Annotated in this window: 17 protein-coding genes; 2 read left to right on the plus strand and 15 right to left on the minus strand. The window is 63.4% G+C overall.

Annotation, left to right across the window (positions count from 1 at the left end; all coding sequences use genetic code 11):
• Positions 1 to 273: 273 nt before the first annotated feature.
• From ACIQCN_RS03995 to ACIQCN_RS04040, 10 genes are all read right to left on the minus strand, one after another.
• Entirely contained in the window at positions 274 to 1,536 is a 1,263-nt protein-coding gene (locus ACIQCN_RS03995; RefSeq protein ID WP_400609497.1) for a hypothetical protein, read from the minus strand.
• Positions 1,536 to 4,433: a hypothetical protein gene (locus ACIQCN_RS04000; RefSeq protein ID WP_400609499.1), complete on the minus strand. Its 2,898-nt coding sequence runs from the start codon at positions 4,431 to 4,433 to the stop codon at positions 1,536 to 1,538. The genes ACIQCN_RS03995 and ACIQCN_RS04000 overlap by 1 nt, the downstream gene beginning before the upstream one ends.
• Positions 4,430 to 4,828, minus strand: a complete 399-nt coding sequence (locus ACIQCN_RS04005) for a hypothetical protein (protein ID WP_400609501.1) — start codon at positions 4,826 to 4,828, stop codon at positions 4,430 to 4,432. The genes ACIQCN_RS04000 and ACIQCN_RS04005 overlap by 4 nt, the downstream gene beginning before the upstream one ends.
• On the minus strand, positions 4,809 to 5,645 hold the full coding sequence (locus tag ACIQCN_RS04010; RefSeq protein ID WP_400609502.1) for an aminotransferase class I/II-fold pyridoxal phosphate-dependent enzyme: 837 nt from the start codon (positions 5,643 to 5,645) through the stop codon (positions 4,809 to 4,811). Before ACIQCN_RS04010 ends, ACIQCN_RS04005 begins: the two co-directional genes overlap by 20 nt.
• A gap of 64 nt (positions 5,646 to 5,709) precedes the next feature.
• Positions 5,710 to 6,513 carry an SDR family NAD(P)-dependent oxidoreductase gene (locus ACIQCN_RS04015; protein WP_400609504.1) on the minus strand — a complete coding sequence of 268 codons (804 nt, stop codon included), beginning with the start codon at positions 6,511 to 6,513 and terminating at the stop codon, positions 5,710 to 5,712.
• Between the two features lie 11 nt (positions 6,514 to 6,524).
• Complete coding sequence (locus ACIQCN_RS04020; protein WP_400609506.1) at positions 6,525 to 8,105, minus strand: class I adenylate-forming enzyme family protein; 1,581 nt, start codon at positions 8,103 to 8,105, stop codon at positions 6,525 to 6,527.
• On the minus strand, positions 8,102 to 9,406 hold the full coding sequence (locus ACIQCN_RS04025) for an MFS transporter (RefSeq protein ID WP_400609508.1): 1,305 nt from the start codon (positions 9,404 to 9,406) through the stop codon (positions 8,102 to 8,104). Before ACIQCN_RS04025 ends, ACIQCN_RS04020 begins: the two co-directional genes overlap by 4 nt.
• A 171-nt stretch (positions 9,407 to 9,577) precedes the next feature.
• Positions 9,578 to 10,735: a PucR family transcriptional regulator gene (locus ACIQCN_RS04030; protein ID WP_400604028.1), complete on the minus strand. Its 1,158-nt coding sequence runs from the start codon at positions 10,733 to 10,735 to the stop codon at positions 9,578 to 9,580.
• Between the two features lie 152 nt (positions 10,736 to 10,887).
• Positions 10,888 to 11,571: a type 1 glutamine amidotransferase domain-containing protein gene (locus ACIQCN_RS04035; protein WP_400609510.1), complete on the minus strand. Its 684-nt coding sequence runs from the start codon at positions 11,569 to 11,571 to the stop codon at positions 10,888 to 10,890.
• A 1-nt stretch (position 11,572) separates the two neighbouring features.
• Positions 11,573 to 12,217 carry a TetR/AcrR family transcriptional regulator gene (locus ACIQCN_RS04040; protein WP_400609512.1) on the minus strand — a complete coding sequence of 215 codons (645 nt, stop codon included), beginning with the start codon at positions 12,215 to 12,217 and terminating at the stop codon, positions 11,573 to 11,575.
• A gap of 596 nt (positions 12,218 to 12,813) precedes the next feature.
• On the opposite strand from ACIQCN_RS04040, the gene ACIQCN_RS04045 reads away from it, so the two are divergent.
• Both ACIQCN_RS04045 and ACIQCN_RS04050 read left to right on the plus strand, forming a co-directional pair.
• On the plus strand, positions 12,814 to 13,077 hold the full coding sequence (locus tag ACIQCN_RS04045; protein ID WP_400609514.1) for a hypothetical protein: 264 nt from the start codon (positions 12,814 to 12,816) through the stop codon (positions 13,075 to 13,077).
• A 182-nt stretch (positions 13,078 to 13,259) separates the two neighbouring features.
• Positions 13,260 to 14,504 carry an ATP-binding protein gene (locus ACIQCN_RS04050; protein WP_400609837.1) on the plus strand — a complete coding sequence of 415 codons (1,245 nt, stop codon included), beginning with the start codon at positions 13,260 to 13,262 and terminating at the stop codon, positions 14,502 to 14,504.
• A gap of 13 nt (positions 14,505 to 14,517) precedes the next feature.
• Here ACIQCN_RS04050 and ACIQCN_RS04055 read toward each other — a convergent pair whose 3' ends face one another.
• From ACIQCN_RS04055 to ACIQCN_RS04075, 5 genes are all read right to left on the minus strand, one after another.
• Complete coding sequence (locus ACIQCN_RS04055; RefSeq protein WP_400604019.1) at positions 14,518 to 15,714, minus strand: glycosyl hydrolase; 1,197 nt, start codon at positions 15,712 to 15,714, stop codon at positions 14,518 to 14,520.
• Between the two features lie 119 nt (positions 15,715 to 15,833).
• Positions 15,834 to 16,253, minus strand: coding sequence for an ATP-binding protein (locus ACIQCN_RS04060; RefSeq protein WP_400609516.1), 420 nt, complete (start codon positions 16,251 to 16,253; stop codon positions 15,834 to 15,836).
• A complete protein-coding gene (locus ACIQCN_RS04065; RefSeq protein ID WP_400609518.1) occupies positions 16,246 to 16,578 on the minus strand; it encodes an STAS domain-containing protein in 333 nt (110 codons plus the stop codon). Before ACIQCN_RS04065 ends, ACIQCN_RS04060 begins: the two co-directional genes overlap by 8 nt.
• The gene (locus ACIQCN_RS04070) at positions 16,568 to 18,532 is read right to left on the minus strand and encodes a glycosyltransferase family 2 protein (RefSeq protein ID WP_400609519.1); all 1,965 of its coding nucleotides are present in this window, start codon (positions 18,530 to 18,532) and stop codon (positions 16,568 to 16,570) included. The genes ACIQCN_RS04065 and ACIQCN_RS04070 overlap by 11 nt, the downstream gene beginning before the upstream one ends.
• Positions 18,529 to 19,644, minus strand: coding sequence for a PP2C family protein-serine/threonine phosphatase (locus tag ACIQCN_RS04075; protein ID WP_400609521.1), 1,116 nt, complete (start codon positions 19,642 to 19,644; stop codon positions 18,529 to 18,531). Before ACIQCN_RS04075 ends, ACIQCN_RS04070 begins: the two co-directional genes overlap by 4 nt.
• Positions 19,645 to 19,656 lie beyond the last annotated feature (12 nt).

Here is a 19,656-nt window from a genome sequence, read left to right on the forward strand (position 1 = left end):
GTTCCATCCACTCATTGATGGCAACAAACGGACCGCCTGGACGCTCATGGTGCTGCTGCTGTGGATCAACGGTCACCGGCATGCCTTTACTACAGATGAAGGCTTCGACCTCATCGTCGGAGTCGCCGCAGGCGCTATCGACTTGCGGGACTCTGCCGCGCAGATTTCCAGGCATCTGGTGCCCCGATGGTCCTCCAGCGCCCCCGATGACAATTGCTTCGCTGAGGGCATGTGTGTAGACGGCCTAACTATCTGCAGTCGGTCCCGCTCTCGTCAATACGTGAGGTACTCCCAACCGACCTCGGGGATGACCAGATCGTGCACGTCTTCCGCCTCGCCCTGCCACCAGCCGGGAAGCAGGTTGGGCCAGAGGATGCCGCGGAACGTGCCCTTCTTGCTGGCGACGCCGAGCTTCTCGCCGTATGCACGGACCGCCTTCTGGTTCGCCTTCGCCCAGTCCTCGAACACCGTGGCGCCCGCCGGGATCGACCCGCGAACGAAAGACCAGGCCTCCTTGTTTGAGATAACCGTCCCGCGCGCGAGAGACGCCGTCGCCAACACCATCTTGTCGTGGCGCGCCTGCAGATCGGCGGGCAGGGTGACCACCCCGTCATCGACGCCCCCTTGCAGCGAACGGAACACGCAGAGCGCCTGGAAGTCGCGGGAGTGGTAGAGATTCTCGATCAGTCCTCGCCGGTCGAGCAGGCCTGGATTGTCAGCGACGACCTTTAGCTTGCCGGCATCCGCGAAGCTGTTTCCGCCGTCCGAGGTCTTGTAGACCACGGTGCGCAGATCAGGCCCGGCTTTGCTCTTGACGAGCTTGATGGCCTCGGCCGTCGAACCGTATTGCGATGAGTAGAGGCAGTCGTAGAAGACCAGGCGCCGCACCGTTGTGAGGTCGACCAGCGAATTGAGGATCACCTGGTTGACCCCGGCCGACCCGAAGCTGTAGCCGGCGATTACTCGCAGCTTCCAGGTGACCTTCCCGCCGAGCGCCGTCGTAAGCAGCGACTCGATCTGTGCCGTGTCGATCACCCGCGCGTAGAAAGGTTTGGTCGCTTCGTTGCAGCGGACGTGGATGACGACGTGCTGGCCCTGGGCGCGCTCGACGAAGGAGCGCAGTCCGTGGCGGTTGACCTCCTGGCCGACCGCGAATAGAAGAGTGACTGAGACTTCGCCAGCCCATGAGCCGCCCGCCGCCCGTGCCCGCATCTGTGTCAGCACCTCAGCGCTGGGCGCCAGCTTGACGATGAAGTCGTCGCTCTCACCGGCGGGCACCGGATTCGACTTGTTCGTGAGCCCGGCATTGGTGTTCGGATTCGCACGGTTGCGGGCGGGGAGGGTCCATCCGCCTTCGGCTTCCGATATCGCTGCGCCGCCCGTCCCGACGAGCGTGAATCGGTTCTTATGGAAGCCGGACCTCGGGCGGACGTCGACCGACGTGTTTGCTGCCGTGTTAACCGCACCCCACTCGTCCTTGTAGAACGCATCGAACTGCATGCCCCCGCTGGTTCCACGATAGGTCGGCTCACCCATCAGGGCTTCATCCGGCCGGTGATTGGGTCGTAGGTGACCGGTACCGGCACGACCTGGTCGGTCGGAAGGATCTCGACCCACTGATCGATGACCGGAAACTGCCCCGTGCCGACGTTGTTGCGGAACCCACCTACGAGCGGATAGAAGCCGTGCTCGTACACGCGGTCCACCGGTGTCGCCGTGACGGTGTTTGCCGCATCCACGAGCACCGGATTCGCCGGTCCAGCGTCGTTGTCTACCTCGGGGTAGCTCCCTGCCTTCACGGACTCCTCGTGCTTGATCCGCACCCGGCGTGCCATGTCTCGGAGGACGTCGAACATTGGCTGCCCGTCCAGGGGGTTGCCTTCGAGGTCCTGCTCCTGCGGGTTGTTGGTGTGGTAAATGTCAGTCGGCCCGATGCCGTTCATCCCTTCCACCTTGGTGAGCCAGTTCAGCGCAGCCTCTTCCATTCCGGGACGGATCGGCAGAACGGCCTTCACCCATGGTGCGTTGAGGAATGCGTTTCGAAGGTTGTCGCCATCGAGTTGCATCAACCAGCCGAGTGAGGCCCCCAATCGGGCGGGCTCCGAGTCTTCGGTCAGGTAGTAGTTGTCCTGTCGCCACTGCTTGACGCCTCCCCAGCCGACCACGCTGTCAGCGAGCAGCGGATCCGGCTTGGGCTTCGAGAGTGCGGCGATGCTTCCGACGAACGCGGGTATCTGCGTGACGATTCCCTTTGAGATCCCCGTTTTCGTCGTGACCGCTGTGACCGCTGGCGAAGCCGTGTCGCCGATCTTCGGCATCGCCGGCTTGCCGAGTTCCTGGCCGCTGCGGTGCAGGCGGGGCCGCCACCACTCCGGAGACACGAAGTAGAGCATCTTGTCGACGTCGAAGATGGAGTTGATGAGCTCTGCCACGACGTGCCGAGTGCGATCGTCGGGCTGCGGGATGTCTTTGGTCAGCAGGTCCTGGATGAGCGCCCGGTAGACCACGATCCGTTCCTCTTCGCGCAGGTCCTCGTACGTGCGCTGGCGGATCTTCGAAGCGAGTGTCACCCGCTCTCTGGCCGACTCGACGAACTCCTTCTCGTAGGCCTCGCGGATGGCGCTTTCGTATTCCTTGACCTTTGCGTTGTTCGCATCCGTGATGGCGGTGTTGGCCGCCTCGACCGGAGTCCAGTGCAGGGTCGCAGCGATGGTCATCGCATCCTTGCCGCCGAAGTTGACGTAGGCCAGAGCGATATCGAACAGCCATTTGCCGTTCTCGGTGCGGATATTAAGGCGGCTGAGGTCGAACTCCACCGACTCGCCATTGGCACCGAGGTCGACCTGAGACAGGACGTAATTAGCGCGATCGCAGTAAGCCTCTTGCGGGAATTCCCAAGCCACCCGCTCACGCGAGCCCTCATTGAAGTCGGTGTCGACTTCGACCCCGTAGCGGTAGCCCTCGTCCTTGTCTCCCTCGTCGCTGCTCGTCTGCGTGAACGGAATCGTGATCTGCGTCGTCGACGTGAAGGGGGTCAGCAGCGGTTGTGCTTCTGGATTCTTCAGGGAACCCGTGTCCGGTTCCTTCGCGACGTGAAGGAGCTGTCCGAGGCCGAGCGATCGGCCCGGATCGTCGACATATGTCTGCCAGCAGAGGAACGAGCCGACATCCTGCACCTGTACCCCCACCTGTCGCATCTTGCGGCGCAGCTCGTAGTTGACCAGTTCGTCGGTACCGTTCTTCAGGAGGTATCGCTTGCTCGAGACGTCCGTCGTCTCGGTGACGGTCCGGAAGGTCGACTTGAAGCTCTTGCGGATTTCGGTCGACAGCTTGTCGCTCTGCAGGCGGGAGCGCTTGTGCATCGTCTCGCGCGCCTTCTCCTGCGTCGTGTTCATGTCGAAGCTCGTCGAGGCGTTGGCCTCTCCTCCGATCCACCCCTGGTTCACGTCAGCGTTGGCACCGAATGCAATGTCGGAGCGATTGCTGTCCTTCACCGAATCGGAAAGCTCGTCCGAGACGGTCACTGTCGATTCGCTCTTCACCGTCGTCTCCATCGCCTGCTCGATGATGCGCTCCTCGTACTTGCGCCGGGTGGAGACCTCGATCAGCTCCACTTCCGCATGTGGACTCAGCCACACATGCCCGACGGGCGTGCCCAAGAACGAATCGAACTCGAAGAAGTACTGGCGGTAGAGGTGCACGACGCTGAGCGGGGATAGACCGACCGAGGCGAGATGGTCGCGATTGGTGGGGTCGAGGCTCTCGATATCGAGATAGCCGGCGGCCGCGCTGTTCGCGTCGGCGAGTCCGAGGAGCCCTGCCACCGCGCGCGAGTGGTCTGTCTCGTTATAGAAGAGCGTGCGCAGGACGGTGAACTGCTTCTGCGCCACGAGATGAAGCAGCGCCCCTGCGACGGCGGACTCCGCGTCGAGTTGCGTCCGGAGGCTGTTCTGTTTGAGGAGTCGGATGCTGTCCTCGTCGTCGTGGCGCCGCAGCTGGAGGGGTGTGTCACAGAGCTCGCGGTACGCCCTCTGAAGCCGATCACTCACGGGGCCGCGCAGCAGTTCGTCGACGCGATCCGGCGACAGCAGACCATCCCACTGCGCTTCGTCATAATCACGGAGCGGTGGCAGCAACTCCGCGATGGCGTTCATCAGCTGGGTGCTGTGGCCGAGGGTGACGCCGCCCACCAACACACCTGCTCCGACACGGAAGTCAATGCCGCATCCCTCGTCGAACCGGGCATCAACTTGGGGGATAAACTGCCCGGCAATCCGATCGATCGCCTGGCGTCGGTCGCGGGTGAGGGCCGGTCCGAACCGGGCTTGGGCTCGCGCGGACTTCCATCCGAGAAGCGACTGGTAGATGCCGAAGAGTTCGCTGTCGTAAGGCAGAACGCCGATGTGGCGCTCCAGTTCCTTGGCCGTGATCATTGGTGCGCCTTCCGCTTCGCGTGAGAATCCTCACTACGTGCATATAAATTGAACTCGTACTTCGACACCGGAACCGCACGTTCTAGCGCCGGCACCATCTCGGATTCATCATGCAACCCGCGAAGCCCGTCGAGAGCGGAATGGATGTAAGGAGTCAGCGCAAGCTCGCCCGTCGCCATACGACGGGATACGGCCAAGAGTTCTTCGGCGACGAGAACTGGGGCATCGCGCCTGATGGCTTCAACCGCGACCTCATTGCCGAAATCCACAAGCGGTCCGGGGTCGCCAGCCATTGCGTGCAGCACACCCCCCGTTAGCCGGTGGGCGCCCCTCTTTAGTCCTTGGGAGAGGATGTCTTCACGAACGTCTTGATTGTCATGAATCCATGCCGCCATACCCCGCAACCTTGCCCCTAGAGTCGGTCTTACCTGACGAATCCTCCTCCTGCGCATCAGCGTTGTCTAGGACCGGAGCGGGCATCGGAAAAGCCCGCCGGGTGAGATCACGATCCCGGTCACCACGAGTGAGCACGGCTCCGAAGAGCCGCCAACAGCAAGGCACGCTCGTTGAGGCCGAGACTTTCAATTGGATGTGGCGGGAGAGCCCCCCTGCCTGGAAGTAATGCGCCAGCGCGGACTGGAGCAGCCCGGCGACTGGAGTATCCAGAGCCTCGCGTACAGCTTTGAGCCTGCATCCTGCTTCACGTCGAACCACCAGGTACCCGCACCGCAGCCACGGGCTGAGGTTCTTAGAGAAGGTTCCGAGCAGCACTACCTCAGCGCTGGCGGGAAGGGAAGCAACTGCCGGCAGGGGCATTCTGCTGTGACGGAATTCGCTGTCGTAGTCATCTTCAAGAATGAGCACCCCATGCTGGTCTGCCCACTTCAGGAGCCCCAGCCGTTCCTGAACGGCAATCCTTCCACCCAGCGGGTACTGGTGGCTGGGTGTAATCAGAACGGCGTCAGGGATGCCCGTAATGGCCTCCAGTTGCGAACTTCTCACGCCGTCTTCGTCGACCGGGACTGTCTGCAGTTGCGTGCCGGCCGCCCTCATGACTCGGCGTGCCGTCGGATAGCCCGGGTCCTCGACCCCGGGATTGGTTTCGGCGTGGAGGCGTTGCGATGGGTGATGATCCGGGTGATCACCGGGAGTCCCACCGTAGGCTTTAGGGCCTGGGCTGGCTACCTGCGGGTGTTGCTCTTCGCCGCACAACTTTGATCAAGGTGGCCCTCCCCCCAAATGGGCCCCAGCTAACCCCGGTTTTGAATAGTTTGAATTAGAAGCCCAGCGAAATGCCGCCGTCGACCCGAAGTTCAATGCCGGTGATGTAGGAGGACTCGTCGCTGGCCAGGAAGACCGCAGCGTTGGCTACATCCCAGGCGGTGCCCATGTGTCCCATCGGCACTTGGGCGTGCCGCTTCCTGAGCATCTCTTCCCGTTGCCCGGCAGCGTAGGCGCCTGCCAGTTCAACTGACTCGGTGACAAACGGCGTTTCCATCAAGCCCGGGAGGATGGCGTTGATCCGGACTTTCCTTGCAGCGTACTCCGCGGCTGTTGTTCGGGTCAGGTGATTCAGCGCCGCCTTGGAGGAGTAGTAGGTGGAATAGGGCACCCCGGTCCAGCGGATGCCCGCCAGCGACGAGATGTTGATGATGGACCCGCCACCTTGGGCAACCATGTGCGGGATGACATGCTTCATGGTCAGGAAGGGGCCTTTGAGGTTGATGGCGTGCACCCGGTCCCACTCCGTCTCCTCGAGTTCAACAACGCCGCCCACCTTGGCGATGCCGACGTTGTTATCAAGAACGTCGATGCGGCCGAATTCATCGATTACCGACGCCACGGCGCTGCTTACGCCCGCGGAATCCGCGATATCGAAGGCCAAATGCCGTGTTTGGCCACCCTCAGCCATGATGAGGTCGCTGGTTTCCTTGGCCGCAGCCTCATTGACATCGGTGCAAACAACAGTGGCGCCTTCGCGGGCGAAAGCGAGGGCGGTGGCTTTGCCGTTGCCCATCCCCGGGCCGCTGGAGCCGGCTCCCACCACGAGGGCGATTTTTCCGTGCAGTCGGTTCGACATAGATGTTCTCCCTAGATCTTCGATTTTTCGTTGCGCCAAAAGGATTCGCGGATGTTTTTCTTCAGGACTTTCCCGTTCACGCTGCGCGGCAGCGCGGGGACCAGGTGGACGGCCTTGGGTGCCCGGATGCTCCCCAGTTCCTGCTTGCACAGGGCGATCACTTCGGCTTCCGTGACCGTGCAGCCCTCATTCAGTTCGAGGACGGCGGTCACCGCCTCGCCCCAGTCAGGGTGCGGGGAGCCGACCACGGCGCAATCGCGCACCGCCGGGTGGCCCCAGATGACCTGTTCTACTTCGCTGGGGTAGACATTGAAACCACCGGAAATAATGAGGTCCCGCCGCCGGTCAGTCAGGTGCAGGTAGCCTTCCTCGTCAAGGACCCCGATGTCGCCGGTGTGCAGCCAGCCGTCCTGCAGCGCCTGCGCGGTCTGTTCCGGGTTCTTGTAGTAGCCCTTCATGACCAGGTCGCCGCGGACGCAGATCTCGCCAGGCGTCCCCGCTGGAAGAGCCCGGCCGTCCTCGTCGCGGATCTCGACCTGGACCAGCGGATAGGGCCGGCCGCAGGAGGAGAGCCGGGAATCGGGAGCGATTTCGCCGCCCACGAAGTGCTCGTCCGGGCGCAGGAAGGTCACCGATGCGGGGGCCTCCATTTGTCCGTAAAGCTCCATCATGACCGGCCCGATGGTGGTCAGCGCCTGGCGCAGCTTTTCGACGGACATCGGGGCCGCCCCATAGATCAGGTAGTGCAGCGAGGAGAGGTCCCTCCGCTGTTCCTTGAGCACCTCGAGAAGACGGTAGATCACGGTAGGAGGCAGGAACAGGTCCGTTACCGCGTACTGCTCGATCGCGTCGAGGACGGCGTGCGGGTGGGCCTTTGGAAGCACCACCACTGTCCCGCCCCTGGCCGTCGCGGCCAGGCTTAGCAGGCCCGCAGTGTGCGTCATGGGCGCGGCGGCGAGGTTCACCACGGTGTCCTCGGAGCCGTAGTGGGCGGCCATCATCAGGTGTGTCACGAAGGCGGACAGGCTGCGGTTCGTGTTCATCACGCCTTTGGGCAGGCCGGTCGTGCCGCCGGTCGGGGCCAGGGAGACCACGTCTTCGGGGGCGGCGTTGACGTCGGGCTTGGTGGCCGGTTGGTCCGCAATCCACTGGCTGAACGGGAGGGCGGCTAACGACGGCGCCGTGGCGGTGCCTTCTGTGGTTGCGCCAAACCGGATCCACTGCCGGACGCCGGGCAGCCGGTCGTGAAGCTGTCGTGCCGTGTCGTCGAGGCCGGCGTGGAAGATCACCAATTCGGCGTCGAATCCGGCCAGAAGCTGTGCGGTTTCGCCCATGGGGCTCGCCGGGTTGGCCGGGATCCAGGTAAGCCCGGACCGCCAGATCCCGAGCACGCAGATCCAGGCAAGAGGGTCATTCGGGGACAGCACGGCCACCTTGGCCACGGACGAGAGGCCCGCGTCCAGCAGTGCGTTGGCGATGCGGCAGGACAGTTCGCCGGCTTCGGTGAAGGTGAAGGTAGTGTCTTCCTGCACGTAGGCGAGGCCGTGCGGGTTGCAGTTCCAGCCGCGGTCAAAGAATCCAATCGCGCTCACTGGGGCAGTCCCGTCTTGTAGCTTTCCTTAAGGCGCAGGAAGGCCGCAGTGGTGATCGCCGCGAGGATGGTCAGGTACCAGCCGAAGGCGTCGATCATCTTGGCGTCTGCCAGCCAGGTCGCCACGTAGGGCCCGGTGCCGCCGACCAGGGCCACGCCCAGGGCGTACGGCAGGCCGATGCCGGCGGCCCTGATGCGGGCCGGGAAGAGCTCGCACATGACGGCCGAGGTTATGGATGTGTAGCAGGCGAGCAGCGTCAGTGCGGCCATTTGCACCAGCAGCAGGGACAGGAAGCTGTTCTGCAGTGCGTTGAGAAGGGGAATGGTCAGCAGCGTGAATCCGCCGCCGAAGGCCAGCAGCAGCGGCTTGCGGCCGATGCGGTCGGAAAGGACGCCCATCAGTGGCTGCAGGATGGCGAAGTAGGTCAGCGAAATCAGGCCGACGAAGAGGGCGTTCTTCATCTCAAATCCGACCGTGATGTGTGCGTAGGTGGGCAGGTAGGAGGAGAACACGTAAAAGTACAGTGTGGGCGCCGCGTTGATGGCAAACACCAGCAGGCATTCCTTCGGGTGGGTGCGCATGAACTCGAAAGCAGAGGGCCGGGCGGTCTTGGCGTTGCCGGCAGGTGCGGACGGATCAGCGGGGTCGTTGAGGGCGAGCGTTTCTTCGGCGAAGCGGCGGATGAACAGACCAGCCACCGCTCCGAGCGTGCCGATGGCAAACGGTACGCGCCAGCCCCACTCGTGCATTGCACCGTCGGGCAGCACGGCGACGAGGAACGCGACGGAGGCGATCGCCGCCAAATTTCCGAGGGTTGCGCCGATGTAGAGGAAGCTGGAGAAGAAGCCCCGGCGTCCCTCCGGCGCTGACTCGACCAGGAAGGTCGAGGACGCCGCGAATTCGCCGCCGGTGGACAGGCCCTGCAGGAGCCGGGCCAGCACCAGCAGGACCGGTGACAGCACGCCGACCTGGTCGTACGTCGGGGCGACGGCAATCAGTAGGCTTCCGACGCCCATCAGCATGACGGTGGCGGTCAGTGCCTTCTTGCGCCCGAGGCGGTCGGCCACCATGCCGCCCAGCAGGCCGCCGAGAGGCCGCATGAAGAAGCCGACGGCGAAGATCGCCATGGCGCTGAGCAGCGGAACCACGGGGTCGCCGGTCTTGGGGAAGAATTGGCTGGAGAAGTACAACGCCAGCATGGAATAGACGTACCAGTCGAACCATTCGACGATGTTGCCCACTGTCGCGGCCGCGAGTTGGCGGGTCCTGCTGACAGGTGGTGCTGCGGTGATGACGCTCATCCGGTTGACTCCCAGATCCGATGGGCCCGGACTTAGTGACCCGCATCGGTCCGGGCCCCGGGGCGCGGCGGTCAGCAGTTCGTCCGGCTGTGATGCATACCACGCTACGGAGGCCTGCGCGTGCCGAACATGGAGTCAGATCAAAGGGAACCTGCAGGCGTTTGTGGATTTCTACAATGAGCCGCCGTCGGTCATTCCGGGCACGTCCCGGCAGCTTTCGAAGACCCAGCAGAGCTCCACAAGGGTGTCCGTTGCATCCAGCCGGGTGCCGGTGAGCTGCTCAAACTTCTGCAGCCGGTAGCGCAGCGTGTTTTCGTGCACAGACAAGGCCTTGGCTGCCACGGATATCCGGCGGTCGTTGGCCAGGTAGCGCCGGACCGAGTCCAGCACTATCCGGCCGAACTCGGCGTCGTCGGCAAACGGCGCCAGGTAGCGCTCGCGCAACACCGCTGTGACATACGGGTCGGCGGCCGCGGTGCGCCAGGTCAGGTCCTCCAGGCAGAACGAGCCACCTTCAGGACGCCGCCAGGCGGCCTCGAAGACGCGGTCGACAACGGCGTCTGACTGCGGCAGCTCTGCCAGCGGGCGGGCGGGTCCGACGGCAATTGTGGCGGTCTCCCGGCTGGCCGGGGGCCTGGCGGTAACGAAGCCGACGACGTCACCCACCTGTAGGGTGAGAACACCGTCGCCGCTCCGCAGCTGTGTTTCCAGCCCGCTGAGGAGTTCATCCGGGGAGGTCCCGGCGCGGGGGCGGGCGCGCAGGGCGCGGAACTGGCGCCGCGGATCAATGCCGAAGTCGGCGGACCGGGATACCAACTCTGGGCCTGCCAGAGTGCCAGCCAGTACCGCGCGCAGGTAGCCCTGGCGCAGTTCGTGATCACGCACAGCCTGCTGGACGCTGCTCTCCCGGTATGAATTCACAAGGGCGGCGGTGTAGGAGTCGCTGACACCCCAGAGCACCCGGTGCGCGGCGAGGACCTCACGGTCGCCGAGCTGAACCTCTTGGGAGATGTCGATGAAGCGGTCCTGGATCACGGCCATGGACAGGCGGTAGCCGCGCATTACGTCCTCAATCCGCAGGCCCTGGTGGAAGCGGACCTGGGCCACCCTGGCTTCGGGTGCCAGCTGCGACGACTCCGGGACGACCCCGGATTTCACGGCTTGGATGGCCATTCGCAGGTTTTGCTCGACGGAGGAGCTGATGTCCGCTTCCGCTACCCCCTGGTATCCGGCCACCTCGGTGACACAGCGCTCCACGCTGCGTGTTTTGAGGTATTGCAGATCCCTGATCAGCAGATCAGCCACGTACTCAATACTGTATTTAGCCACGGGCGACCTTGTACCAGGCATTTTTTTGAGGCTCATGCGATGGCTCCTTCGCGCTTTCGTAAATATGCGGGGCTCCTTTTCGGAGCAGGGGAGAGGCGGCCGTGAGTGCATTTCCGCTCCGTTGAGGTCCGGAACGCGATACGCGGCGGGGGTTATAGGAGTGCAGCGACTTTCCGGGCGGTTTTTTTGGCGGAGCCGGGGTTTTGTCCTGTGACAAGCCTGCCGTCGGCAATGGCGTAGGGAAGGAATGGGAGCAGGGCTTTTTCGTAGCGTGCGCCGCGGGTCTTGATCTCTTCTTCGGTGTTGTAGGGCACGAGTTTGTGGACCCCGGCAAGGACCTCTTCCTGCCAGGCGAAGCCGGTGACCTTGCGGCCGTCCACGAGGAGACTGCCGTCGGAAAGCCTGATATTGAGCAAGGCGCAGTATCCATGGCAGACAGAGGAAACGATTCCACCTTGCTCCCAGATCGCACGGGCGATCTGTTGCAGGCCTTCGCTGTCAGGAAAGTCGTACATCACTGCGTGGCCCCCAGTGAAATAGATGCCGTCAAAGTTCGCCGGGTTGATCTCATCCGGGCTGGCCGTGTTCTCAAGGAGGGCCATACGCGCCGGGTCTGCACGCCAGGACCTGGTTGCCTTGTCATTGCTGGGAAATTTCAGTGATCGCGGCTCCAAAGGGGACCGGCCGCCTTTCGGGCTGATGAGGACTTGTTCGAACCCGTGTGCCTCGAAGACCTCCCAGGCATGAGCCAGTTCAGACAGCCACAGGCCGGTGGGATGAGACGAGCCGGCGTAGTGTCCGACGTTGGTGACAACGTGAAGGATGCGCCTGGGCATGTTAATTCTCCTTGGTTTCAGATCGAGCCGGGGGCGTCCGACCGCCCGAAGGGTGTGATGTTTGGCGACCAACTGCGAACACCGCTGCTGCAACAGACTGCACCCGGGCGGCGACTTCGTCATTGGGGTCTGGGCGGAACTTGCCATCGAGATGGAGGAATGCCAGCCCGTGCGCCATGCTCCACAACGCGGTCGACAGGCCCGGCACGTTCGCGTCGGGGAAGAGGCCCTCGATGGCGCGGGTCAGTACCTGGTGGAGGTCCCCAGCGGCCTGAACCCGTTCACTGTCCGCGTCGTCGCACTCGTTTCCGAACATCAGGCGGAATACGGCCGGCCGCCGCAACGCGAACGCCACATAAGCGACTCCCAGCGCCGTGAACACCTCCTCCGGCGCTCGCGGTTCCGCCTGGCCGGCCAGCGCCGCCGTCAGGTCCGCTCGGAGATCCTTAAATCCCTCTATGGCAACCGCGCTGTCAAGGGCTTTCCGGTCCGCGAAGTGCCTGTAGGGGGCGGTAGGGGAAACCCCCGCTTTCCGGGCCGCAGCGCGCAGCGAGAATGGCTCGCCGGCCTCCAGGCTTTCGATCGCGGCTGCGAGCAAGGCACTGCGAAGGTCGCCGTGGTGATAGTTCTTTTGCGATGTTGACACCGCTAACTTTGCCTCCTCCGCTGATGTAAGCACCGCAAACATATCGCACAAAGGAAGCCATGTCACCCGCGCACATGAAGCCACGCGTGGGATCTCTGCCTGGGGGAATCCAAGGTTGACTTTGCAGACAGTATTGGGCGCAAACGGCCAGGTCCCTGTGGAACTGGCCCGGGAACTGAGGAGCGGGTATACCAATGAAGCTGGCTCGCGAGCCGCAACCCGGTTGGGGTCAACGACACCGACACCCTGATGCCGGCCAACCTGCTCGACACTGCACAGCCGGATGCAGCCGTTGCCGGCAGTGACATCGTGTATTTCACGGCCGGGTTGCCGGCCGATACGCAGCTGTGGGAAGCGCAATTCCCCAGGATGCTGAGGAACGCGATTGACGCATCCCGGACGGCCGGGGCGAAGTTCGAGGCGGACTCTCATCTGGACCCTCGACGCGAGCCGGGCACTGGCCCTTCTGGGCAGCACGGCCGACGCATCGGACAGACCTGGCATCTTCCGGCCGCCAAGGACCACCCCACCTACCGGGAATTCGCGCTCATGGCCAGCGAAGCCTTTGGCAGTAACGCCGGCTACAGCGTATTGCCGTGGTCCTTGTCAATGCCGCCGGCCTCTTCTCAAAACCCGTACGCGAGCTCACGGAGCTCCTGCCCCGCTACGGGCAGCACAACATCTTTGACTCAACCAAGTCCACCGCGCAGTTCCCGGACTTCAGGGTAACCGGCTATCGCGATGGACTCGCCACCATAAACCAGGAAGCCGACGCTGCACGGCGTGCGGGCACATCCCTGACGCCAATCAGGACCTTGGGTACGGACTCACAACCCACTTTTTCGATCGGCGGTAATTGAGATTCTATAGAGCCAGGGGAGTGGCTGACATCTAGGGTGTTGTCCGCGGGGCGATAGCATCCGCGCTCGTCAGGTTTGGTGAAAAGCGGTCCACGCTGCGCGGAAACGGCGGAGGCGCTTTTTCCCGATACTATCGACCGAAGAACGCCATGATTGGGTGTACTGACGGAAATAAAATGAATATGGACGGGACGGCTAAGCAGATGCTGACCGAAGGGAATGAGACGCGCAATTTGGGGTTGCGTGAGTATGGGCTGGCCGTGGGCGCGGACAGCCGTGTGCCGGTGGCGCTTGATGGCAGTGCGCTTAGATCACTGGACAACTTGGTCCGGCTGGCGGCCAGGGTTTGCGGGGTCCCGTACGCCGTGGTCAACGTCATTACCGCGGATCAGCAGTTGCAGATCGCCGCCTTCGGTCTTGACGCGGGCGTCTGTGCGCGCGATGACTCGATGTGCGCTCGGGTCTTTCTCAGGGGAGAAGCGACCATTGTTGCGGACGCTTCTGTGGACCCACGGTTTGCGTCCAGCCCGTTTGTCATCGGGGAGTTGGGCAACGTCCGGTTCTACGCGTCCGTACCCCTGGAAACCTCGTCGGGGCTTGTCCTGGGTTCTTTGTGTGTCTTCTCGGAGAAGGCGGAGATGCCGGACGAGGAACAGCTCAGCCTGCTGACATTTCTTGGACACCAGGTTGTCGAAATTTTAGAGCTTCAGCACCGCACCCTTCAGCTCAATGACGCCTTGGATGAGTTGGAGCGGAGCAACGCGATGCTCGCCGAATTTGCGAGCCGCGTCAGCCACGATCTCCGCACCCCTCTGACCACCATCTTGGGCTATGTGGAATTTGCCGAGGACGATCCAGACAGCGCGTCAGACCATCCGTCGGCCGAGTACCTGCGCCTTATCGGCAGGGGCGGACGCCGGATGCTTGAAGTGCTTGACGATGTCTTGGATTATGCCCGGGCCGGCGGCACCCTCAAACAGCAGCCGGTTTCTTTGCTGGCCGTCACTGCGGAGGCGGCACAAGACCTGGGGAGAGACCTGGGCCCAGTCACCGGTATCTTTTGCGAGGACGCCGTGTTTGTCGCAGACAGGGGCCAAGTGCGGACTCTGCTGCAGAATCTGCTGGCCAACTCGATCAACTACCAGAGCCCCTGGCGTCCATTGCATGTGGAGGTCACAGCCACCGCTGGTCCGCAGGGCATTACCCTTTCCGTTGCAGATAACGGCAAGGGAATCCCGGCAGCCGACCGGGAAAAGGCACTTGAGCCGCTGGGCCGCCTGAACCAGCCAGGCGACGGACCCGGAACCGGGCTGGGCCTGGCCACCTGCAGCCGCATCGCCCAGGCCCACGGCGGTCAACTGGTCATCAGCGATACCCCTGGTGGCGGCACCACCGTGTCCATGACTTTTCCCGCCTTGGACACATAGCGCCCGGCAGGAGCTACTTTGGGCGGCCTGCGAGGGCCGCGGCGAGGGCCTGCGCGGAGGAGACGCTGCTGTTGATGCGCCAGTCAGTTTCTTTGTTGAAGTGGAACCAAATGACGGCGGCGACGTCAGTCTGCGCCGACAGGTAGCTGATGAGGGAGGTGTTCCACTCGGCTTTGGAACCGCCTTGTTCTGCTGAGGCTGTTTCGGCAATCAGGATCTGCTTGCCGGGCGCCAGAGTTCGCAGCTGCGACAGCCCATCGCCGAAAAGCTGGGTTGGAGACTGCCAGGTACTCCACGATGCCGAGGTTCCCCAGTTATAGCCGTCAAGGGCTACCACGTCCACGTATGTAGACCCCGGGTAGAGGCCGGCAAGGGGTGCCGATCCCCAATAGGGGACGTTGGGGTTCCACACCCAGGCAATGTTCGTGGCCCCGGTGGACTGAACTACGTCATGGACGTGGCGCCAGGCAGCAGCGTAGTCACCTGCACCGTTCCCGTTGACCTGCTCAGACCACGGATACCAGTTCCCGTTCATTTCGTGGCCGAACCGGAGCAGAACTGGGTGCCCCCAGGCAGCCAGCGACTGGCCCCATTCGCGCAGGTAAGGGTCAAAGTCACCGGCCACGATGCGGTCCAGGGAATATCTCGGCTGCTCCGCACCGCCGCCCCAGGACCAGGGTTCCCATGTCAGGAGGGTCTTCGCCCCGCGGCCGCGAACGGCCTCGAGCTCGGCGATGGGCGGTGCTTGGTTAAAGTCCTTGTAGGAGAGAATGATCGACGGTGCCTCACCGGCAAGCGCCGTGACCTCGTCGATTTCCGCCCCTGCCAGCGGACCCCCTGCTGTGCCGACCCCGAACTGCAGCGGCGAAGGGTCCGGCGTGCCGGACGGCGAACTGGAGGTCAGAGCAAACGACGCCGAAGCGCTCACAGACCCGGAGACTGCCCGCACCGCTATCACCGGATCGACGGCTTCGGGCATAACCACATCGGCGGTGAAGTAGCCGGAGGCACTGGTCTTAAAAGCCACGCTTGTGCTGCCCGCACTGACGGTGCCCGAGGTCTTCTTGGGGAAGGCAGTCCCGGTGACGGTCACCTTGGTACCGGCGGGTCCGCTGCCGGGGCTTAGCTGAATCATGGCTGAGGCTGCCTGCGCGGGCGTGGCTATCCACACCCCGCAGCACGCGAGCAGCGCCAGAATGGAAAGGAACAAACGTAGCGGCTTCAAAGGACCCTCCTGTGAGTTCTGCGGACAGCGTACCGGCAGTGTTGGCAAGACAATATGAGCGAACAGAAACGGCCCTGCTACTGGCACAGGACCTCCCGGGTCGGCTAATGGGAATGGCGGGTCAGCACCCAAGTGTTGGTACTGTCCTGCCGCTCGAACGTCACGGTGGTAACCAGCGCCTGGATCAGTCGCAACCCGCGGCCGGACTCGTCGTCATCAGCGGGCGCTTTCGGCTCCATGAGGCCGAACGGCGGCTCGGCATGCAGGGCGCTGATACGGGCCTGAAGGCGGGCGGGCTTTACCGTGATTTCCACGGCCAGCTCCACCGGTTCCGATCCCGCCGGTTCCGCGTGCTGCACCACGTTCGACACCGACTCGATGACCGCAGTCGAAAAGGTCATCTGGTCTACGCCGCCCACGAAGGGGGCCTCACGCCACAGCCCCTCCAGGTCATCGTGGACGCACTCGACAGCGGACGCAGCGGCCAATCCGCGGAAACTGCTGGAGGCGACTACATCAGTCATTGAGAAACGCCTCCGCCGGCGTGGGATAGGCCTTGAGGACCCTATCCAGGCTGGTCAGTTGCAGGATCATTTGGACCTGGGGTTGTACCGCTGCGATCCGGAGATCGCCTCCGGCCTGGCGAGCCGCCTTCAGGCAGCCGATCAGGGCGCCGAGACCTGAGGAATCCATGAACGAGGTGCGCTCCAGATTCACCACGACGCGGTTCGCACCGCCCTCGATCACGTCTGCCACGTATTCGCGGAGCTTGGGCGCGGAGACCATGTTGAGCCGTCCGCTGGCTGTAACTTCAGCGTACGAATCCTTGACCTCGTGGCTAAATTCCATTGACATTCCTCTCTCTGGGTTCCGCGGCCGGTTCGTAACCCTTGTACAGCACTGCGCGCACCAGGACGCTCATGACCAACAGGTCAAAAATAACCCACACCACATTCACCAGCGTGCCTAGAGGTTCCGCGATCCCGGCGGACAGGCGGATGATTCCGACCACCGCGGCCACAGCCAGCAGCACGGAAACCACGATTTGGGGCTGGATGAGGCTCCAGCTGGGTCCGCCGCTTTGGCGCGTTTTGGGGGTCACCGCAAATCCCAGGGGACGGCCGAACCAAACGTTACGGGCCGCCGTCGAACACGCCTTGATCCAGACCGGGAACAGCGCCAGGCTGTACTGCTGCCCCCGCCAAGTGGGGACGCCACGCCCGGCAACGACGAACAGGAGCTGGTTGACCAGCATGAAAGGAATGAACCGAACAAAGAACTCCCAGCTCAGGCTGCTAACCGGAAGGATGCCTAGAAGCAGGTAGATGATCGGCGCCGCGAAGTATACTACGGCTGCATATCCGCTCAGGTAGGTCCACATGGTCGCGAAGTACATCAGCCTCTGGCCGATCTTGAGGCCTCTCTGCAGCAGCGGATTTTCCCTCAACAACACTTGGATGGTGCCCTGTGCCCAGCGTAAACGCTGGGTCAGCATGGTCTTGAGATCCTCCGGCGCAAGGCCATAAGCGAGGACCTCGTGGTGGTAGACGCTCTGCCACCCCATGGCGTGCATGCGCATGGCGGTGGCCATGTCTTCAGTGACCGAGATGGTAGCCAGCGGCATGACGGGCTGGGCCTCGTCGTTGCGCTCCACGGAGAGCGCGTCCATGACCGCCTGCACGGACTCTAGTGCGCCCAGTGGCGACCAGTCGCGGCGGGACATTCGCTGCACGGCGTCGTCGGCCACCACGGGGACCCCGGCCTCGCCCACGTGGGCGATTTCCATGGCGGCGATCTCTTCGAGGTCGGACTGCAGGGCCTCGACGTCGGCCAGGACCAGGGTCTGCACGGCGGCGTCGACGCGGCGGCGAACCCGGTACGTGATCTCGCTGAGCGACTTCCCGGCGTCGAGTTCCTTTTGTGCTTCCCGGGTGGCCGCCTCCACTTCGTCCAGCACATCAGCCACCAGCGGTGACTCCATGGCGGTGGAGTTACGTGCCCGCTTGAGGGCCGAGCGCGAGGCGGCCAGGGCCCGCCGGACGCTCTTTTCGGTTTCCCTCACGTAGCCCACCAGGCCCAGCTGCATCAGCGCTTCACGGCGCAAAATGGCGTTGGAGCCGCAGAAGAAGGCAGCGTTCCAACCGTCCTTGCCCTGCTGGATGGGACCGTAAAACAAGGGGGCCTGACTGCCGAGCGGATCGTCTGCGGGGACGTTACTGAAGTACTGAGGAGTCTGAACCAGCGCCACTCGGCGGTTGTTGAAGTAACCCAGCGTCTTTTCCAAAATGTCCGGCTCCGGGATCTGGTCCGCGTCAAGAATGAGGAGAAATTCTCCGTAAGTTCGCATCAGGGCGTTATTCAGGTTGCCCGCTTTAGCGTGCCGGGGGACGTCTGGAGTCCAGTCATCACTACGGGTGACGTAGCCGAGGCCGTGCTCTTCTGCGAGCACTCTAAGTTCCGGCCGGGCACCGTCGTCCAGGATCCAGGTGCTATGCGGATGCCGGATCCTTTGCGCTGCCAGGGCCGTTGTCATCACCATGTCCAAGTCCTCGTTGTAGGTGGTGATGAAGACATCTACCGTGGCGTCGGCTGGCGGCAGGGGGGCACCCGTCCGTATTTTGAGCTTCCATACCGTCATGCCGAAAAGCATCACGTCGATGAGGCTGTAGGTCTCGGCCATGACCAACGGAAGGGCAATCCACCATGCTTCCCAGTTAAGGGAGGCCGCCCAGCGCCAGGCAATATAGTTGACGCCCGTAATGGCGGTGAGTACCACCACCAGGCGCGTCGAGAATCGCGTCACGACGCAATGTCCCGAGGCACACGCCGGACCACCACCACCGTAACGTCGTCCTCGGTGGTCTCGGCAGGGGCCAGGGCCAGGATGGCCTTGCTGGCTGCCTGCGCGGAAGGCTGGTTTTCTGTGGCCTCAAGAACCGCGGCAGTAAACAGCTCCACGGACTCGAATCTGTCCAGCACACCGTCGCTGACCACGACCAAGGAGTCGCCCGGCGCGAGCTCAAACCCGGACTGTGGCCATATCGTCCCCGGCCAGGCACCCACCGGCGGGCCGCCGGACGGAAGACACCTGGCCGTCCCGCCCGCCCGCACGTGCAGCGCAAGGCCGTGCCCGGCGTCGACATAGCTGATCTTCCCGGACGCCGCGTCGAGTCGGGCATGGAACAGGGTAACGAAGGAATTGGAGGAACCGAGGTCCCTCTCGATGGCTTTGCTGGCGGATCCAAAGGCAGCGTCGAGGTCCGGCCGGTGCCCGGTGGAGCGCATCACGGCGCGAACAGTGGCGGCGAGGAGTGCGGCACCCATGCCCTTCCCCATGGCGTCGGCGAAGGTCAGGTGCAGCCCGTCGGCTGTCTGGTACCAGTCGTAGAAGTCGCCACCCACGCTGCGGGACGGGCGGAACAGGCCCGCCACGTCGTAGCCCTCCAGACAAATGTCCTCCTGGGGCAGGAGGCTTTGCTGCACCTCCATCGCGTGCTGCACCTCGTCGCGCGCGGCGTCGTCCCGGGCGGCAACGGCGGGGCGGCGGCGGAACAGGGCGTTGATCCGGGCCTGCAGCTCGCGCGGGCTGAAGGGCTTGCTGAGGTATTCGTCCGCTCCGTTATCCAGACCGGTCAGCTTGTCCAATTCGCCGGCCCGCGCGGTCAGCATCACGATAAACGCGTCCGAGAACGCGCGGAGCAGCTTGCACACTTCCAGGCCATCGAGGTCCGGAAGGTTCAGGTCCAATGTGACCAGTTCCGGTTTGCGGCGGCGTACTTCTTCTACACCGGATAGGCCTGCTGTCGCGTGGGTTACGTCAAAGCCTTGTTTGGTCAGGATTCGAATCAGCAGTCCGCGAATGTCCGGGTCATCCTCGATGACCACGGCGCGCCGAACCTGAGGGGCATAATGCATAGGTCTACTTCT

It is taken from the genome of Pseudarthrobacter sp. NPDC092424 (genome assembly GCF_044754925.1).
Classification (GTDB): Bacteria; Actinomycetota; Actinomycetes; order Actinomycetales; family Micrococcaceae; genus Arthrobacter.